Source organism: Rhodococcus sp. IEGM 1351, assembly GCF_030056875.1.
GTDB lineage: Bacteria > Actinomycetota > Actinomycetes > Mycobacteriales > Mycobacteriaceae > Rhodococcus_F > Rhodococcus_F opacus.
This window is the reverse complement of record NZ_JASHKU010000027.1, coordinates 1-18,097: the sequence shown is the minus strand read 5'-3', so window position 1 is coordinate 18,097 and position 18,097 is coordinate 1. Positions and strand designations below refer to the sequence as shown.

Annotated in this window: 8 protein-coding genes; 1 reads left to right on the top strand and 7 read right to left on the bottom strand. The window is 64.3% G+C overall.

Annotated features, from left to right (window positions below):
• Positions 1–31: 31 nt before the first annotated feature.
• Complete coding sequence (locus QM806_RS33600; protein WP_283294176.1) at positions 32–550, bottom strand: hypothetical protein; 519 nt, start codon at positions 548–550, stop codon at positions 32–34.
• Between the two features lie 498 nt (positions 551–1,048).
• On the bottom strand, positions 1,049–2,029 hold the full coding sequence (locus QM806_RS33595; protein WP_283294175.1) for a hypothetical protein: 981 nt from the start codon (positions 2,027–2,029) through the stop codon (positions 1,049–1,051).
• A 95-nt stretch (positions 2,030–2,124) separates the two neighbouring features.
• Between QM806_RS33595 and QM806_RS33590 the strand changes: the two genes are divergently transcribed.
• The gene (locus tag QM806_RS33590) at positions 2,125–2,823 is read left to right on the top strand and encodes a DUF8548 family protein (protein ID WP_283294174.1); all 699 of its coding nucleotides are present in this window, start codon (positions 2,125–2,127) and stop codon (positions 2,821–2,823) included.
• A gap of 995 nt (positions 2,824–3,818) precedes the next feature.
• Here the strand turns inward: QM806_RS33590 and drmC are convergent.
• Genes drmC through drmD form a run of 5 tightly spaced genes read right to left on the bottom strand, consistent with a single transcriptional unit; the run spans position 3,819 to position 17,523 of the window.
• Positions 3,819–4,529, bottom strand: a complete 711-nt coding sequence (gene drmC, locus QM806_RS33585; protein ID WP_283294173.1) for a DISARM system phospholipase D-like protein DrmC — start codon at positions 4,527–4,529, stop codon at positions 3,819–3,821.
• Entirely contained in the window at positions 4,519–6,585 is a 2,067-nt protein-coding gene (gene drmB, locus QM806_RS33580; protein WP_283294172.1) for an MrfA Zn-binding domain-containing protein, read from the bottom strand. Before drmB ends, drmC begins: the two co-directional genes overlap by 11 nt.
• A complete protein-coding gene (gene drmA, locus QM806_RS33575; protein ID WP_283294171.1) occupies positions 6,585–10,301 on the bottom strand; it encodes a DISARM system helicase DrmA in 3,717 nt (1,238 codons plus the stop codon). Before drmA ends, drmB begins: the two co-directional genes overlap by 1 nt.
• Positions 10,298–14,371, bottom strand: a complete 4,074-nt coding sequence (locus QM806_RS33570) for a DNA methyltransferase (RefSeq protein WP_283294170.1) — start codon at positions 14,369–14,371, stop codon at positions 10,298–10,300. Before QM806_RS33570 ends, drmA begins: the two co-directional genes overlap by 4 nt.
• The gene (gene drmD, locus QM806_RS33565; protein ID WP_283294169.1) at positions 14,371–17,523 is read right to left on the bottom strand and encodes a DISARM system SNF2-like helicase DrmD; all 3,153 of its coding nucleotides are present in this window, start codon (positions 17,521–17,523) and stop codon (positions 14,371–14,373) included. The genes QM806_RS33570 and drmD overlap by 1 nt, the downstream gene beginning before the upstream one ends.
• Positions 17,524–18,097 lie beyond the last annotated feature (574 nt).

Here is an 18,097-nt window from a genome sequence, read left to right as displayed (position 1 = left end):
GCCAGCGCACAGGAAGGCTCGTGGTCCGGTTCTAGCCGCCGGCCGGTCCGGTGGGATCTTGCTCGGCCGCGAAGGTGGCTTTCGCCAGGCCCAGGTAACGCTCGGCCTCTGCACGGCTGCGGGCCTGGATGTCGTAGCCGAGGCGGGTGACGATCTCCGCCGGTGTGGTCTCGAACCTGCCCATCGCGTCGTGATCGTCCAGAATCCAGGCAGCGGCTTCCCGCTCGCCGGACGACCAGGGTTCGGCGACGGACCACCCGCCACGGTGCACGGCGCGGGCGCGGGCAACCCAGTCGGCGAGCCGATTCCGGCGCAGGGCCTCGACACCTCCGTTCGCCTCCGCGTCCATCGCCCAGATCGTTTCGACGAGGCCGCCGACCGGCCAGTCGTCGTCCGCGGCAAGCGCGGGCTGCGCATCCACGGGAGCGATCGCATCGTCTACGTCGGAAGCGGGATGTTCTACCGCGCGGAGCGCCTCGGGGAAGGTCGTTCCCGGGTGGGTGGTCTGATAGGTGCGGGCGGCTTTCTTCTTCGAGGAATTCTTCGTCATCGCGGCGGTCCAATCGCTACTCACACGGGCGACGACCCGCATTCGCCGCCGCAGTCAGTGACGGATCGGCTGTCGCAGATCCAGGGGACCTTGCCCTTCAATGCCACCGGAAATGATGATGCGGGCATCGACGGTGGCTCGGGGTCAGCCGTGCAACAAGCGGCTCTGACCACGAATCTAGCAGCAGCCGGCGACATCACCTTCCGAAACGGGTCAGCACCATCCAGTCCTATCTCGACCGTCCGCTGCCGACGGGTCCAGCGGCGGGGAGATCATTCTCGCGAGGGGTCCACCCGGTGCGGTCGCCGCCTGGATGTCCCGTGGCCCACACACCTAATCACGCCGCCGTCGGTCCTTCCTTCGGTACCAGTAGCACGAGCAGCGCGACGATCATGCCACCGCCGGCGACGTACAGGCCCCAGCGATCGGTGAGCACGGTGTCGTACCACTGACACGCTCACGGTTCATGCAGATGAGCGCCGTTGGTATCAGCTTCCGTCACCGTTGTGGATGCTCCATCGCTTCGAAGGCTTCGGGCTCCTGCGGGTTGACGGACGACCAGGGGACGGAATCGCTAGCTATGGCGCCATGTGTCGCTATGAGTAGCTTCTGAACTGACGGGTTCTGGAGATCTGTTGCTCGGAGTCTGAGCGATATCGGATTTGCGCCGGCATTGTAGTTCTGGGTCCAGCTCAGGGAGATGCCCGATTCCTCGAGCAAGTCCCGAAAATGGTTGAATGCAGGCGACTCCTCGTCCCGCGAGTGATCCGGATCGGGGAGATAGACATAGGCACCATCCTTCCGCGGCCACAATGGTGCCCACACTCGGCGTCCGACACGGATCCCGACATACGACTTCGGCGAGTAGTCGACAAATACGGAACCGACATTCTGTTGCGCCCAGCCGACGAAAAGCTGCTTGAACTGCCAGGCGTCCTGCGTCATTGACTCGCGCCAGTCGTTCTCCGTTCTGGTAGCCCCTGCAGTCACGGCCAATGGCGTCCCGCTGAGGTCGAGGTTTTGATTCTGTATGACGAGGTCGGAAACCATCACAACTTCATCGCCGCCGCGCCATGAACGCAGTTCAACTACGAGGAGCGGAACGAACTCCGCCAATTCCTCTAAGGCGGTTCGGTATCGGCCCGACGCGCTTTCTGCGACAAGTACCGCAACATGCTTCTTGTCGGCGTACCTTCGGCGATTTCTGGCCCAGTAGTCGAACACACGAAACCCATGATTGGCATCGACCTCACCGAGCTGCACCTCGACGCTGTAGTAGGTGTCTTCCGATGCGGCGAGGAGATCCAGGCTGCCTCCGCCTGCCTGAGTCTGCTCTTGTTCGACAATTTTGAGACTTCCAAGACCGAGCCTGGACATGTCCTCCGCGAGCCAATCCTGCAGCCAGTGCTCGTTTCGACCAATCGAATTAAGAAGAACCAACTGTCCAGAGTGAATGCGGACCTCATCGGCAGGAGACATGTGTAGAGGCTAATCGACAGTACAACTCGCACTCTCGCCCTGCGGTTGCGCATGATCCAGGGAAACCGATGGAATGTCAGATAACGTGCTTTGTCGTGAGCGATGCTGATGCGATGGATCGGATTGCGGCCGCGGTGCGAGATCTCGATCCGCAGCCACGGCAACGGCGCTGGGTGAGCTTGGCGTTCTGCATTCTCGACGCGGTCTACAGCATCGGTGCGCGGTACGACACCGTCGTCGTTCCGCTCGTGCACCGGGTGGCCACCGACTTCGACATCACGAAGCCCTCGGTAGGCCAAGCAACTGGTGACGCACCGGACCCTCTGCCGCTCGGTAAGTTTCTGGGTCGATATCCCGACGAGGCGGGTTTGGTGCGCGCGACCAACAAACAGCGAACCTCGACACGTGGCGGCATCTTGAAAGCGGACGCCGCGCTGCGCTACGCCCGCATCCTGCACGACCACGACGTGCGAACCCTGCAGGAAGGGCGCGAGCTGCTGGCCGATCCAGTCCGCCTCGACACCGTCGAGACGGCGTTGCGCCGGGTGCCCGGCGAGGGAGCCGCCGGCGTGCGGCGGGGTTACTTGTGGATGCTCATCGGCGACGAGGACACCATCAAGCCGGATCGCATGGTGCTGCGCTGGCTGGCCACTCACGGTGTCGACACCACGCCCGCCCAAGCACGGACGCTGTTGAGCGGCGTCGCGGACCGCGTCAGTTCCGAGCTGGGCCGACGCGTGACAGCGTGGGAGATCGACCACGCCGTCTGGACAGCGGCACGTTCGCCGAAATAGCGGCAAGCGCTACCGGACCGGACGCCCAATTCTGCATGTCCGGGTTACGGCATCGGTCGATTCGGAACTCAGTAACGCCTTCCTGCAAGGAGATTGAGGTGATCCGCACAAGCGGCCCGCGTCACATCACTCACCTCACTACGGTAACCCAACCACGCCGTGACCTGTTGGCGTTCCGGTACCGTCACCCTATGACCCTGCCTGTACCCAGCTTTGCTAGTCCAGCGGGTGAAGGAACTTGTTTGCGAGTGAGACCAGTGTTGCAGAGTTCAGGGCGACTAAGTTCACGAGACCAGCGTCAAATGATCCGGTATCTGGATGACAGTGAGGACCTCCTGACTCCCGCACTAACTGGGCTTTCCGGTCCCGTTGCACTCCGCCTGGATGTTGGCCTCCCTTCAACCAGGCCGCTGCTCCAGCAGCCGAGTCTGGATAGTTATGCCTTTCCTCTCATAGAGAGGTTGAACCACGTGATCGGACAACAGTTCGCAAGCGTGTGGTGTATTAAAAAGCACGCGGGCTTTTCAACGGTCACGGTTGGGCCTGCTGTGCCGATCCCGGCATCCAACGCGGGACAGACAGTGACACTGCTGACGCGCCGATCATACGCAAAACCCCAGTTCAAAGAAGAGATTCGTGACGCTGTTGCTGGGTTGACGCCCGTCCCAGACGGTCCAGTCGCTCTACATATCGCCTATGTGACTGGGCTACCGCGCACTTGGGCCAACCTGTGGAAACCAACCATCGATGGCCTGGGCGGGTTGCTCGGTCGTAGTCCGCTAGATCCGTGGGATGTCGACGCCGGGCGAATAACCCAACTTGCTGTGCATCACCGGTCAGAAGGTCCACCGCTGGGACACAGCGTTCAAATCACGATCACCGCTGGGCCAGTTCTCGAAGGTTCCGTATAGAGTTGCAAACTCCGCTGCGACCGCGATCCTGCTGACATATATTCACAGATTCATGGTCGGGGCCGGCGGGGCGCCAGTCTGGTCTCAGTCTTCGGTGAGCATATACAGCGACCCATGCTTGCTCGACATCGTCGATTCGATCGAGGTGGCAAGTCCGCTGTCCTGTATGAGGAGTCCGAATTCGATGTTGCGGGTTTCTGCGCTGTAGGAGAAGTTGGCGCTGGTCAGCAGAACGATCTCATGGTCTACGACGACGAACTTGGCGTGACTCACGATCGAACGACCGTCACTGAGCTGCGCCGATCGGTAGACCGTAGCCAGTGGCAGTTGGGCTTTTACTTTGTCCGAGTCGCCCTTTTCGGAGTCTACGTACACGCAGACGGTGACACCTGGTTGCGCGGAGGCGAGTCTGAGCGCATGCCACATGTTGGAGTTCTTTGTGAAGTTGTACGTCGCGCACGTCACGGACAGCCGCGCTCCGGTTACGAGGCGATGGAACTCGCCGGTGAGATGGCCGACGGTGGCCTCGTTACCGGGCATCGTCCACACCGGGACGAGTTGGCGATGGACCGCTTTCGCTCCCGCGACCGCTCGCAGCACCGCAGCGGACAGTGCGGGTTCGGCGTGACCGAGCCCGCCTCCCGACAGTAAGTTCCCGACATGCTCGCGGCGCGCGGCGTTGATGGATCGCAGCGCGTGCGCGGTGTGCTCTCCGGCCTCGAGTAGCACTGCGAGCCCGATGGCTTCATTTGCGGTGAGGTACTCCCCGAGCGCGCCAAACGGGTCAGAGGGCATCGACATTCCCGAAGAACCCGGGCACGGAATCGCCCGTGACCGTCGGGAGGTTCAGCAGGAAGCGCCGATCGAGGAAACGGTTGGCCTTCTCACAGGAGGTCTCGGACGCGAACGAACAGCAGTGACATGCGGCGCCATGCAGGAAGTCCTCGGGATCGCTTGGGGTTCGCATGGCGCACACCGGGTCTGATGAGCACCGTGCCGCTCGGCGTAAGGCCGACACGACCAGGCCCTGGAGCCGGGTCGGCTCGGAGAGTGCGACCAGGCCACCGAGTGTGCCTTCGCTGTCGGAGGCGGTCGTACAGATGAGCAATCCCGCAGCCGCCTCGCGCTGCGGGGTCGAGGTCCATCCGTAGATCCGCTCGCTGAGGCTTGCAGCGCCGTAGCCGCACGACATCGCCATCTCGCGGATGAGGATGTGCGAGAGGGTGTGCAGCAGCCAGTAGCGCGGGGCCGGCAACCGGGTGTCGGGGTCGACCTGCTTGGCGGTCTCGGAGAATCGCCGCTGAAAGTTGTTCCGATGCGCGGCCCGGTGGGCCTCCCACAGGCCCGTGCCGAGAATGTTGTCCTCCCATGCGGCGACCGCATCGAGGTCGAGCTGAAGGAAGACCCCCTCGCCGCGGTCCTCGGTGGCGGGAACCCAGGAGGGTTTGCCGTTGCGAGTGAGCTTGACCAGGCGGCTCGTCAGGTCGTTGACCCGGTCCATTTCGTCGAGCCGGGTGAAGCCGAGGACGGCGTTGACCTTCTTCATCTGATTGACCGCAACGACCCGGCTGATCCTGGGATGCAGCTCTGGTCCGCGCTGCATCTCGGTGACCATGAGACCGCTGGAGTTCTGTTGCTGTGGGAACAACGCGGGCTTCTGCAAGTACCGCCATTCCGGCACGAGCAGCTCGACCGGGTCCCACGCCGCCAGCTTCTCCTGCCGTACTTCCTCGGAGTCCGCGGGGGCGAGCACGTCGGCGATGGCCGTATTGAGGTCGTCGTCGGTGACGTCCGACATGTCGATGTTCTTGGCCGTGGCCAGGGCGCGGATCACCTCGACCTGGTTCCCGAACTGCTTGACCTGGTCGACGCCGAGTTCGACGCGGAGTCGGGCGGCGAGGGCTTCCTTCTCCTCGGCGTCGGTGCGGGGCATGACGATGATCGACTGCGTGGACGCGAACCACAGGTTGGAGGCGCCCATCATGATGAGGGTGGGGCGGCCGCCGCATTCGCTGTCGAAGGCGCCGAGGTGCGGATGACGGCCGCGGCACTTCTGGGGGAGCTTGTCGCGCCCCACTGCTCCCTGGGCTTCGGCCATGCCGCGGGTGGCGCCGCAGGAGGCGCAGAGGATGGTCGAGCCAACGCTCTTGCCGACGTTGGCGTCGCGCATCTTCAGGTCAGGCAGTTCGGCCTTGGGGCACTTGGCACCCCGATGCACCCACAGGGTGTAGGGAAACTCATCCAAATGTCCGTTCGTGCAAGTCAACAGGTGCTGCGCCGGGACCGCGGGACTCTCACGTTTACGGCTGGGCGTACCGGGCCGCTGTCGCCCGCGGCCCGGACAGCCCTTATGCGTGAACTGGGCGAGGTCGGGCCGGAACGGGTGGGTATTGGTGTAACTGAACCGCGGCAGCGGACCGAGATAGTCGCACCCGGTGCAGCGGAACCACTGCGGAAACACTCGGGCCGGAATGCCGAGATCGGCGCCCTCCTTCGACATTGCCCCCTGCTTGGGTTGCCACGGGTACGGCCGCAGCGCGTCAACCTGAGGTCCGAGGTGGAGCCGGACCACGTTGAGCAGCCGCGGTTCGAGGATGCTCGGGATGTGCTCCCGCCGCTTCCAAATGGGCGCCCAGTCGTCGAGTCCCGCGGGCATGACGGCGAAGCCGGGCAGGTCCATGATCGCGCCGGGGCCGTAGGTGTAGAGCAGCGACGAGGGGCGCGCCGAGCCGACCTTGGCGCGGTTCTTGACCACACCCTCCTCGGCGTCGGCGAGCGGGTCGAGCGTGTCCGACGCATCGCGGAGCATCTCGGCAGGAAACCCGGACTCTGCAGAAACGGTATCGGTCATCAGTCATCCTCCCCAGACGGCAGAGACCATGTCGGTGCATCCTCGGGTGTCCGCGCGAACAGGCGTTCCGGAATCGGGCTGACCAGCAGATTGATCTCGGGTTGCACCTCACGCATCGAGTTGGCGATCACGAACGGTGCCTCCATGGATCCGCCCACGGACGCCTTGGCGTTCTCCGGGCTGATGATGAGCGGCAGGTACTTGTCGCCTTCACCGGTGCGCTCGTAGACGAGGGTCTTGCTCATCTCGGCCGCGCGCTTGGCTCGCTCGGCCCACCGGTCGATGCGGTTGACCAACAGGTCGCTGGCACGCTTGGTCGCGTCATCGCTCTGCGCGGCAGCTGCGATCCGCACCTTGAGCCGTTCTGCCATCGTCTCGACGGCGGACCGCTGGTCCTTGATCCGCCATGCGTCGCGTTCGGGTGAGAGCCCGTCGGCGTGGGCGGCCTGGATGACGCGTGCGACGCTCACCAGCAGGCCGTCGATCCCGCGGGCGAGCGAGGTCGGTGAGTAGGGGGTGACCGACAGTGCCTCGACCTGGGCGTAGAAGGTTTCGTGGTAGTGCCTGAACTGTTCGAAGTGCGCCAGGTCGCGCGGTCTGGCCCAGTTGCCGAGCGAGACGACAAGTCCGGGCCGATCCGAGGGGTCACGGCCGACGCGAGAGGACGCCTGGATGTATTCCGCAGTGTTCTTCGGCTGCCCGACCACGAGCATCAGGCCGAGCCGCTGGACGTCGACACCGACCTGGAGCATGGAGGTCGCGAGCACGACGTCGAACGGCATCTCGGTACGTGCCGGCATCTTTTTGCCCGTGTCCTGCGCGGCGAGTCGCGCCCGGAACGCGTCGGTGGTGTCGTAACCCGGGTCGAACTCGAGGCCGAGCCGGTCGAGGGTGCGGCCGATCTCGGCCGACGCAATGCGCGAGGTCAGCTCGCCCACGTTGAGCAACCCGAATGATGCCCCGAGCCGGGACGGGAACCCGGAGTCCTTGCGGGGGCGTTTGACCCGGTTCTGCACGTCATCGGCCATGTACCTGGCCATGCCCGCCAGCTCGCGGGTGGCGTTGAAGTAGCCGACGAGGGTCATGTACGGGTCCGCTGCGGTGCCTGCGCGGTCGAACAGCAACTGTCCCGAGGACAGCAGGACCTCGGCGACGCGGATCTCGGCACTCGACAGGCGCACCCCCTGGGCGCTCACCCCGACGTAGCGGCGTCCGGGGTTGTCTCGGTCGATCGGGACCTCTTCGGAGAAGTACGTGTCGGCCACGTCGAGCACCTGCGGAGGGAAGATCTCGACCTGCCGGCCATACAGTCCGCGCACCTGTTCCTGGGCGTTGCGCACGGTCGCGGTCGACGCAACGATCAGCGGCTTGACCGGCTTGCCGTTGGGCGCCTCCCAAGACGACAGCGTCTCGACCGCGACCTCGAACAAGCCGACCGATGTTCCCAACGCGCCGGTGATCAGATGCAGCTCGTCCTGGATGATGAGGTCCGGCGGACGGAGCCGCCCGACCGGCCGCACGGTCGCCGCGGGGTGCCCGTCCTTGCTGGCCGGGTGCGTGGTGGTGATGTCGCACTTGGTGTAGTCAGAATGCACGTAGCCGTGCCGGCCGCATCGGCGACTGACATACCCGAACAGCGCCGCGGCCTCGCCCTCGCGGGCGAGCCGGGCGAACTTGTCGACGGTGGCGATGACGAACGCCGGCGTCAGCCGGTAGATCTCCTCGTCCACCGTGAGCACCGGCAGACCCTCGGAGACCGCACCGCCCTTGGCGAACGGGCACCGTGCCAGCTCGTCCCCGCAGTACACGAACACCCGGCGCACGGTGGCGTCTGCCTTCACCTGCGCGGCCGTGATCGGGGTGCCACACCACGGGCACCGCTGAATCTGGAGCACCGTGAGCCGATGTGAGCCGTACTCGTTGGCCTTGGTCAGCTGCTCGTCGGCTTCCTCGAACCGCTTGGGGCTCACGTCGGTTCCGACCCAGAGGCCGATCCGGAACGGCTCGACACCCCACGTCGCCTCATCTTCCCGACGGGCGAGCTCGGCCGCACACATCAGTGTCGTCGCGCGCTGGAACTGCTGAGCGGTCAGGAGCCGGAGTGTGTATCGCATCAGGACCGCGACACCGTCGCGGCCGTCGAGCGGTCCGTCGGCGGAGTCGATGACGCCTTGCCGTCGGCGGATCGCGAACGTATACGCCGCCAGGCCGAGGTAGGCCTCGGTCTTGCCGCCACCGGTGGGGAAGAACAGTAGTTCCACCCGCGCCAGGTGCTCGGCACTGCGCAGTGGCTCGGTCGGATCGGTCAACGCGCCCAGCTGCATCAGGATGAACGCGAGCTGGAACGGACGCCATGACGCGGCACCCGTGCCCTTGGCGGCGACGTCGGCCCGCGCCTGCTCGATCGTCATTGCGGCGTCGGATGCGCGTGCTGCCGCGACCTGTGAGGCCAGTCGCTGGTCACGCATCACGCGGTTCATGAATTGGAAGCAACGCAGCGCCTCGGGGTCGGTCGCCATGTGTTCCAGACCCGTAACCAACCGGCGGTGCGCCTGCCGCGCCTCTCGCAGCACTATCTCGGCCGTGGCCTGCAAGTGCGCGGGTAGCCCTTTGGCGGTTGCCTCTTGCTGGTCGATCCAAGCGCCGTAGCCCGCAACCAGGGGGTCGAGCCCCGCGCGCAGCTCCTCCGGGGTGACGGTCGACAGCGCGTCCATCGACAGCAGTGCGTCCTTCACCGACCGGGCTCGCGTCTGCGGTGTCTCCGCGACGGGAAGCCACGTGGTGGACACCTCGGTCGCTCGTCGCGCGCCTTTTCTGACCACCCAGTCGACCGAGCAGGTGCGACCGATCGCGAACTCCAGACGGTTGAGGTATTGGAGGTTGAGCCGACGTACCTCCTCGTCGTGCTCCGGCCAGTCCTGCTCCAGCACGTCGCGTACGGGTAGGAACATTTCGGCACCGCCCGCGTCGACCCGCAGGTTGGTCTGAAACATCCACATGCTCACCGGGATCGGCATGGGAGTCTCGCGGTCGTTGCACAGCGCGATCTCGACCAGCACCCGCCCGAATGCAGGGTCGTCGTAGCGGTCCACGCGCAGGCAGATCGATTCGCGCAGCGGAATCGTGGCGGTCCGGCCGGACGTCAGGTCAGCGAGCCGAATCGTGCGCGGCTCCTGGACTGGTGTGCGTTGGTAGTGGCGCACCGGCCGTCCGGCCTTGGTCACCTTGTCGGTCTCGACTGTCTCGTAGGTACCCCAGGACGCGGTGACCGTGAATGATTTCAACTCAGAGGGCACCTGGAACCGCAATCCCATTGATGCCGGGATCATCAACCCCTGCTTCGGTGTGCGGTCCTCGGCGTCGTCGTCCTCAGCGTCGGCCTCGGTCTCATCGGCCGCGTGGGCGGGAACCCCGCGCTGCTCACGAGCGGCGTCATCGTCCATTCGCGCTTCGACCAGGTGGCCCCGTTCGGCCGCGCCGTCGGAATCATCGTCCTTGAGTGCTGCACCGTTCAGCTTGACCGGTGCAATGTGGCCCACGAGATACTGCGAGCGGGGACTGAAGGGGAGCTCTTCCTCCGGACCGTGGATCGGCCCGAGGAGCTCACGCTCCAGGATGTCGATGAGGTTCTCGCGCACCGTGAATGACGTGCCATCCGGTTCGAAGTTCAGCTCGTAGGACGCCTCCGGTCCCGCGCCTGTGGTCACGCCACTCATGCGAACAGTTCCTCCTGCCCCTCTGCCACACGCTTGGACTTTCGGCTCTTGTTGCCGCTGCTGCTGGTGGTTGCCTCGGCTGCGGCGCGGCGGTGGTTCTCTTCCAACAGGCGATCCAAAATCTCAACCCGCGCAGCCGGGCTGACTGTCCAGCGCTCCATTTGTCGGTACGTGTGGAATCCGTGATCGAGTTGAAGGTCTGACCAGCCATATGCGTCTATCACCGCTCTGTCCAACTCGACGTGAATCGCCCGCATACGCGCTACATCCGGGTCGACCGCATCGGCGATGCCCGGATCATTCACGAGGTTGTAGAGCTTCGTCAGCCCGAGATCGCGACGCAGCATGATCTCCCGCCGCTCCTCGTCGAGTGTCCGCCCCACTTGCTCCAGCCACTCTGAGTGAATAGGGCGGGGGTACGTCTCGAAGACATCCGATGGGGTATAGCGCGGATCGCTTCGCATTCCAGATCCGTACTTTATCGCCCAGAGCTGGTGAGGAGTCGCTGAAAGGACCGCCTGATCCGCGTAAGAATCGGTCGCAAATATTGTCAGCGAATCGCTCAAGACTTGTTTGGCGCTGACGCGAGCAGGCATCACAGTTTTGCTGACCCGCGTAATAACCAGCACCTCTCTCATTGAGGCGGTCGCTGACCGCATTGCTGGCGCCGGTCGCTTGTAAAGCCACCAGCGGTCGCGAAGATCGCCCGTCATCCGTTGTCGATCGGGTCGTACCCTCTCATTAACGTGCTCGTACGGGTACCTAAAGCGCTTCGCTTCTGGCTCAGTCATCCCAGTAAAGTCCACGACCCAGCGCGAAGGTGACAACTGCGGCGACGAGTTGAGGTCTTCTCCATTGAGGTATGGCCGTAGCACTCGTGCGGTGTCGCCATCAAGGCGAATCCATTCCTGCGCCAGATCTGGGGCGAGCGTGAATCCTGTGCCATGGATGTACGTTCCTATGAATGCGTTGCCAGTGTTGGCGAGGAGTCTGCGTGGCTCTCCTTCGACACGCCCCTCGGCTTCAAGAAGTGTTGATATGCGACCGCACGGTTCGCCGTTCGCCATCCGCACCGCTTCAGTCGCAACATCTGCGCTCGTTCCCCATACTGCGGCGTACTCCAATGTCGCGCTACTCGCTGGCCACGCGGCACTCTGGATTGCCCGAGTCAGCCTCAGGCCGCGTCCGACCATCTGGTCAAGCCCTACGGCTCGCGTATCGCCCTGGGCGATCGTATTTGTTGCAATGAGGCCCAGTGTGAACCGACTCACCCCAAGAGTCGCAGCACGCAAGAAGAAGTAGGCAACGAGATCTGCAGTTCCGCGGCGACCGAAAGCGACCTGCTCAACCAACCAATCACGTAGGTTGCTGCCAATTGCACTGGTGATGTTGGATCCACCTACAAACGGCGGATTACCAATAACCGCGTCAAACCCTCCGTGGTCGAGAACTACGTCTGGAGCCTCAAGAACCCAATGCAGTGGTTGCCATCGCTCGTAGTCAGTTTGCACCGTAGGCGTGAGCCCCCGAGCGATAATCGAATCTAGGAACGTCGGATCGGACTTGCCGGTGTGCGAGTGGGCTGCCTTTACCGCGATGCGCAGATTCTCATACGCCTCGTCGAGTGCCCTTCCGGGCTTTCCTCCGAGGAGCAACCCGGCACCGACTACCCCGTCGGCAATCTTCCGGAGCTCGGCCGTGATATCGCGGAGTTGCATAAGCTGCCGCCGCTTCGCTGCACTGTTCCGTGCCGGATCGTCCTCGTCGATCTCGGTGGAGAGTCGGAGGCGGAGGTCGACCGCCTTACGGATGATCGTGTCAACGTCGACGTCATAGAAGTCGATCATCACTGTGGACTCAACACGTGACGGATCGATGTGGAGCTTGCGGAGCTGCTCAAGGCTCGTAAGACCGAGCAGTGAGTTGCCGAGGAAGACCTTGTCGTCGACGAAGGAGAACGGCAGGTCGCGGTCGAGTGAGACGAGCCACAGCGAAAGTTTGCACATCTCTACAGCCATCTCGTTGATGTCCGAACCGTAGAGACAGTTTGCAACAACTTGGCGGATAGCCCGTCGTCGCAGATTCTTGCGATGCTCGTTGGCGGGATCCTCACGAACCCACGCCTCGACGACCCGATCCGCCAGATAGTTGGCAGCGGCGACGAGGAAGGCCCCGGATCCGCAGGCGATGTCGACGACTTTGAGATCGAGCAATTCGTCGGAAGACATGGGGTTCCACGCGGCCTTGTCGGCCGTCTGGTGCGGTCCGGGCGAATAACACAGCGGCTGGAGCGCGTGGAGAACTACTTCTTCGGCGAGCGACTTGGGGGTGTAGTGGGCGCCCGCGTTCTTTCGTGACGGGGTCTCCTTGACGACAAGCCCGCCTGCCAGCACGACGAACGGGTGCGTGCGCAGGTCCCGCCGGATGAGACCGAGCCAGGGGCGGACGCGCTCACGCAGTTCGTGGTCATCGCCGACAGCCTGGGTTAGGGCGCTGACCACGCTCGGGTCGACGTCCGCGTTGATCGCCTTGGCAATGGCGGCCGCGGAGGGTGGTTTCGCTGAAGGCTGATCCTCCTCGACCCAAGCGCGGACAACTGCTGCCAATTTCTTCGGCTCGGGGTTGGTGGTAGCCAAATCCTCAAGCGTCGACAACGGAATTTCCGGCTCCTCGCCGGTCTTACCTATGAGTCCGAGGTAGGTCTCGTCGACTGTCACACACGTGTATCCGAGAAGGCCCTCGTAGATGTAGCCGATCTGCTCGACGTCGATGTCTCGGAAGGAGATCTGGCGAGCCTCACCGCCTTTGAGGATGGCGAGCTGCACCGACCGCAGAACGTGCAGCATGACGCGGTCGGACACGGTGACCGCGAGGGTCCCCTGTTCGTTGGTAGCGGTGAGGAACGGGAACCTGGTCGGGTCAAACAGTGAGCCACCGTACGCGGGCATACGCAGGCCCTCGAATGACGCGCCACTGTACAGAGCTTGGCTGGTCGCGAGCAGGCGGTGCCATGTCAGCGAGGTGGCGTCGAGTGCCTCTTCGCTCTCCTCACTCTCGCGCGCGACGAGTCGGGCCAACTCGCGGGAAATGCCGTACCCCTGCTCGAATAACTCGCCAGTAGGCAGCAGGCCGCGCTCCTCCGCGAACAGCAGGAACACGACGCGCATCATTACGGTGACTGCGGCCTCGTACGTGTCGTGAGTGCGGGCCGGGAGCGGATCCGGCAAGCCACGCCGGCGAGCGTCGGCAGCGGACTCCGAGAACGACTGGATGAGCAACTCGACCGCTCGGCGTACCTGAGCACCGAGAGCCTCGGTGATCTCCTCGGCCGCGGCCACGGATTCCTCGAACAGCACCGGTAGGCGTTCAGCCGGGTCGCCACCGATGATGTGTTGGCGACCGATCAGGGTGAGGAACGCGTCGCGGGTGCGTGGTTCCTCGATCCAGGTGAGGGCGTCGACGATGCCGGACGCGGACATGCTGCCTTCACGAGCGCAAACGAGACCCCACCAACGTCCGTCGGTGACGATGCCGATCTCGACCTTGTTCTCCTGCAACAGTGCCTCAAGGCGGTCCACGGGGGTAGCGGCCCACATGTCGCTGGGTGTCTGCCGGAGCGAGTCGACCGGGTCGACCACGTGCACCAAGGCGCCGATGCCGTCCGCGCCATGGAGCGCCGCCTGCGCTCCGACGGTGACGATGCGGTTCGGTGACTGTGCCTGTACGCCGGGAACCTCACCCCACGATAGAGACTCGGCCCACCCGGCGACCTCGCGCAGCACGGTCTCGATCCACACATCCCGGGCGGCTCGATAGGCATCGATCGTGGTCTCGCTGTCGGGGTTACTGTCGAGCGCCTCCCATGCCGCCTCGAAGTCCTTGCGGGCGTCGACGAGTACGTCGAAACGATCCGGGTGTGTCTTCCTGAAGTCGGGGATGCCGTTCGGCCAGACCCGCTTGAGCGGCGGGATGGCGAGGAACGGTCCCTCGCTGTCGACTAGTTCTAGCCATCCGCGATGCAGCTCGGCGGCATTGGTCGTCGAGATGTGGCGCCGTGTCGGGCGTGCCATCAGTTCACCCATCCTTCGGCGTCGGTGCGGGTCAATGCGAAGACCACGGCGGCTGCGGTGGTGTGAGGCTTGACGTCGGCGTACCGGTCGGTGATCGCGGCAATCTCGCGCCTCTCCTCGTCGTCCAGTTCCTCGAGGCGGCGGCTCATCGCCTCGATGTCGCGGCGCCGCTGGCGCTGCTGGTCGTCGGGCAAGAGCATCATCTGCGACTCTTCCTCGGCAGCCCTGAGGACCTTGAGCGAGTCACGCAGATTGATGCCGAAGGCCGCGAAGATCTCTTTGGCGCGCTGCACATCCGCCTCTTGCCGCCTGGCAAGCTGCTCCATCACGAGTTCGTGGCGCCGAGCGGCGCGGGCCTGCATCGACTCCTCCAGGCGCACGCGCAGCGGCGCGTCCGGGACGTTCCAGATGTCGCAGAGTTGGTCGCGTACCCGCTGGTCCGCGAGCATGAGGTTTTCGCCGTCGAGCGCCTTGTCGAGTGCCGCCTCGGCCTTCTCCTCGGCCATCGCGCGGCGCCCCTTCAGACGCACGCCGGCGAGGAAGACCTCCTCATGCAGGCGCAGGCCGCCCCTACCAACGAGGACCATGCGGGTGACCGCCGCGACGAACGACTCGGGCAGATCGTCGACCACCACCGCGGTGACGCGGTTCAAAGGTGAGTCGACGCTCCACAATGATCGGCGGAGGAGACGTTGGGCCTTCTGCACGATCGGGTGACCTAGGTGGACGTACACCAGATCGTTGCGCCCCTCGGCGCCCTCGGGGTCGAACGTAATGGGACGCAACACCCCCGGGTTCAATCGGGTGTCAAGTCCCCTCAGGGTGCCGTGCCAGCCCGGTGAGAGCGTGGGTACCTCGAACACCTCGGCGTCGGTGTCCTCGACGAAGACATGGTTGGAAACGAGTGGCGACTGGTGGTTGATCCGCAGCGCGGTGTCGACCACCCGGCGCAGGTTCGCCGGATCCAAGTGCATCTCGGTTCGCGAAGCGTCGTAGCCCTGCTCCAGTTGGGTCAACCGAGCGTTGAGTTCCATACCGCCGGCAAGTGCGGTGTTGATGACTGCGTTCGGGTCGACACCCTTGGCCTTCACTCGCGCTGGCGCCCGGCGGGTGAAGTGGTGCTGGATCTCCCCGCCGATCACCTGGTTCGCCGAGCCCAGGTCCTGCTCGACGTTCGCCACCTTCTTCGCGATGCGCGCCATGAAGCCCGCGTCTGCGGCGTAGGTCGACGATTCGGTGTCGGGTAGGAAGTGGAAGACCTGAGGCTCCTCGGTCTGCCCGTATCGGTCGATGCGGCCGATCCGCTGTTCCAGACGGGAGGGGTTGAACGGGATGTCGAAGTTCACCAGCCGGTGGCAATGCGTCTGGAGGTCGATCCCCTCGCCGGCGGCGTCCGTCGCAAGTAGCACGCGCACCGGTTCCTTGCAGGGGTCCTCGGTGAACTGGGAGCGGATGTACTCGCGCTCTTCGGGATCGGTGGAGCCCTGAATGACAGCGAGTACGTCGGCGTAGCCGCGCTGCGTCAGCACACGGGTGAGCCAGTCGACGGTGTGGGCATATTCGGTGAAGATGACGACGCGCTCGTTCGTCCAGGACTTGCCGTCCGGGCGGCACACTGCGTCAAGGAATGCGAGGAGCTCGTCGAGGCGGGAGTCGGCGCGGCTCTCATAGCCGAGTCCCCAGTCCACCAGGAGCTCTAGTTGACCGGGGTCAGCGGCGCACAGTGGGTCGGAGCCCTTCGACTCGCGCAGCCGTTCGGCCTCGTCCTGCTCCCATAGGCCCTCTTCTTCGTCGGACTGGCCCTCGCCGAAGACGTCGTCGTAGTCGTCGTCGGACAGACCGCGACCGGCCTTGGAACTGAGGTAGTTGCTCAGCGTCATGCCGAACGCGAAGGGGCTGGACAGGAACCGCTTCTTCAGCAGCATCGTGACGATGTCACCACTGGGCTTGGTTCCGTTGAGCTTCGCGCTCTTGGTGACGATCTGGTCGAGGAGGGCGAACATCTCCTGCTCGGAGGCGGACGGTGTGAAAGGCAAGGTACGAATCTTGCGGTTCTTGAAGCCCTTGCCTGTGAGGTCGCGCTTGAGTCGACGAACGGTGACGTCCGCGAGCGCTTTGGAGTCCAGCAGTGCTCCGCGGGAGAACCGCCGCGGGTCGATCATCTCCAATAAGGCTGTGAAGGACTCCGGGTGCCCATTGTGCGGGGTGGCGCTGAGGAAAAGTCGGTGCTCGCATTTGTCGGCCAGCTGACGCACCGCAACGGTCCGCTGGGTGTCCACGGCATACCCGCGGCCGCCTGCGATCGCTGACGGGCTCGACGGGGCAACATGGTGTGCCTCGTCCACCACGAGGAGGTCGAAAGCGAAACGCTTGCCCGATTTCGGGTTGCCAGCCTGTGCGTAGACGTCGCGAAGCAGCCGCTGCGCACGGACCTGGGGAAGCCAGGCCATGCTCACGATCACCCGCGGGAACATCAGGAACGGATTGGCGTGCAGTCCGTGGGTGCGGCGGACCTGCGCCATCAGATCGCTGTTGACGATCGTGAAGTCCAGGCCGAACTTGTCGCGCATCTCGTCCTGCCATTTCAGTGACAGGCTCGGCGGGCACACGATCACGGCCGTTCGTGCCCGGTGGCGCAGGAGCAGCTCCTGGATAACCAGCCCGGCCTCGATCGTCTTGCCCAAGCCCACGTCGTCGGCGAGAAGAAGGTTCGTGCGCGGGGCGCCGAGCGCACGGCGCAGCGGTTCGAGCTGGTACGCCTCGACGTTGACCCCCGACCAGAACGGTGCTTGGTAGCGGTTCGGATCCGCCGAGGTCACCGCACCCCAGCGCATGGCGTCGACAAACCCGGCGAGGGTGGTCGGATCGTCGAACGATTCGGCATAGATGCGGTCCGGCAGACCCTGTGCGGGCGTAACAGTGTGGCCGACCTCCAGCTCCCACACCACGCTCAGCTGCTCGCCGAGTCGGTCTTCGTCGAGCGACTGGAGATCCACCACGTGATTGAGCTGCGCGGTAGCGTCGTCTGCTGGACTGCGCGGAAGACCCTGCGCGTGAACGTTGGCGACCGCCCACGTCGAACCGCGTACCTCGACGACTTGTCCATGTTCCGGCAACTGTGGACTGCTCAGCTCCGTTGTTGGTGACGCCATCCGAGGCTGCTCCGTTTCAATAGTCCACATGCCAGAACTAGGCTGTCCCAAAATCGAAAACGGACAACCGTTACCTGTCGGAACATACCTGCTCAGCTATCACCCAACCGCGACAGTTCCCTACTCGGGGACCTCGTGCTCGCTCCGTCGGCCGACCTATCTCTCGCTCGTCGCCATCGATCGAGTCGGTCCGCGGGACGCGGCGGGACCGGCGCCCGACTGATGGTGCCCCGTCAGCGCGGCGAGCGTGTGCGGCACTCCTCATAACTCAGCCCGGAACTGAAACAGTCGTAGAAACCCGACTGAATGTCCCCAGACGTGGGCGGTTCCCCGCAGAGAGTTCCACAGCGGAGGTAGTTCGGAGCAATGGAACCATCCGGATAGCGGCACACGCTGTCACAGGTGTACTTGCGGCCGTTCGGGTCTATTGGCATCAGGTCAGGGGTGTAGGCCCACACGTAAGCGTCGGTGCGAGCCACTCGAGTGCAGTAGACGGTCCTTCCGTCTGCCAGATGCCCCACCGGGTTACGTCCACGATGATGGTGTACGAGCCGGATCTCGTACCAATGACCGG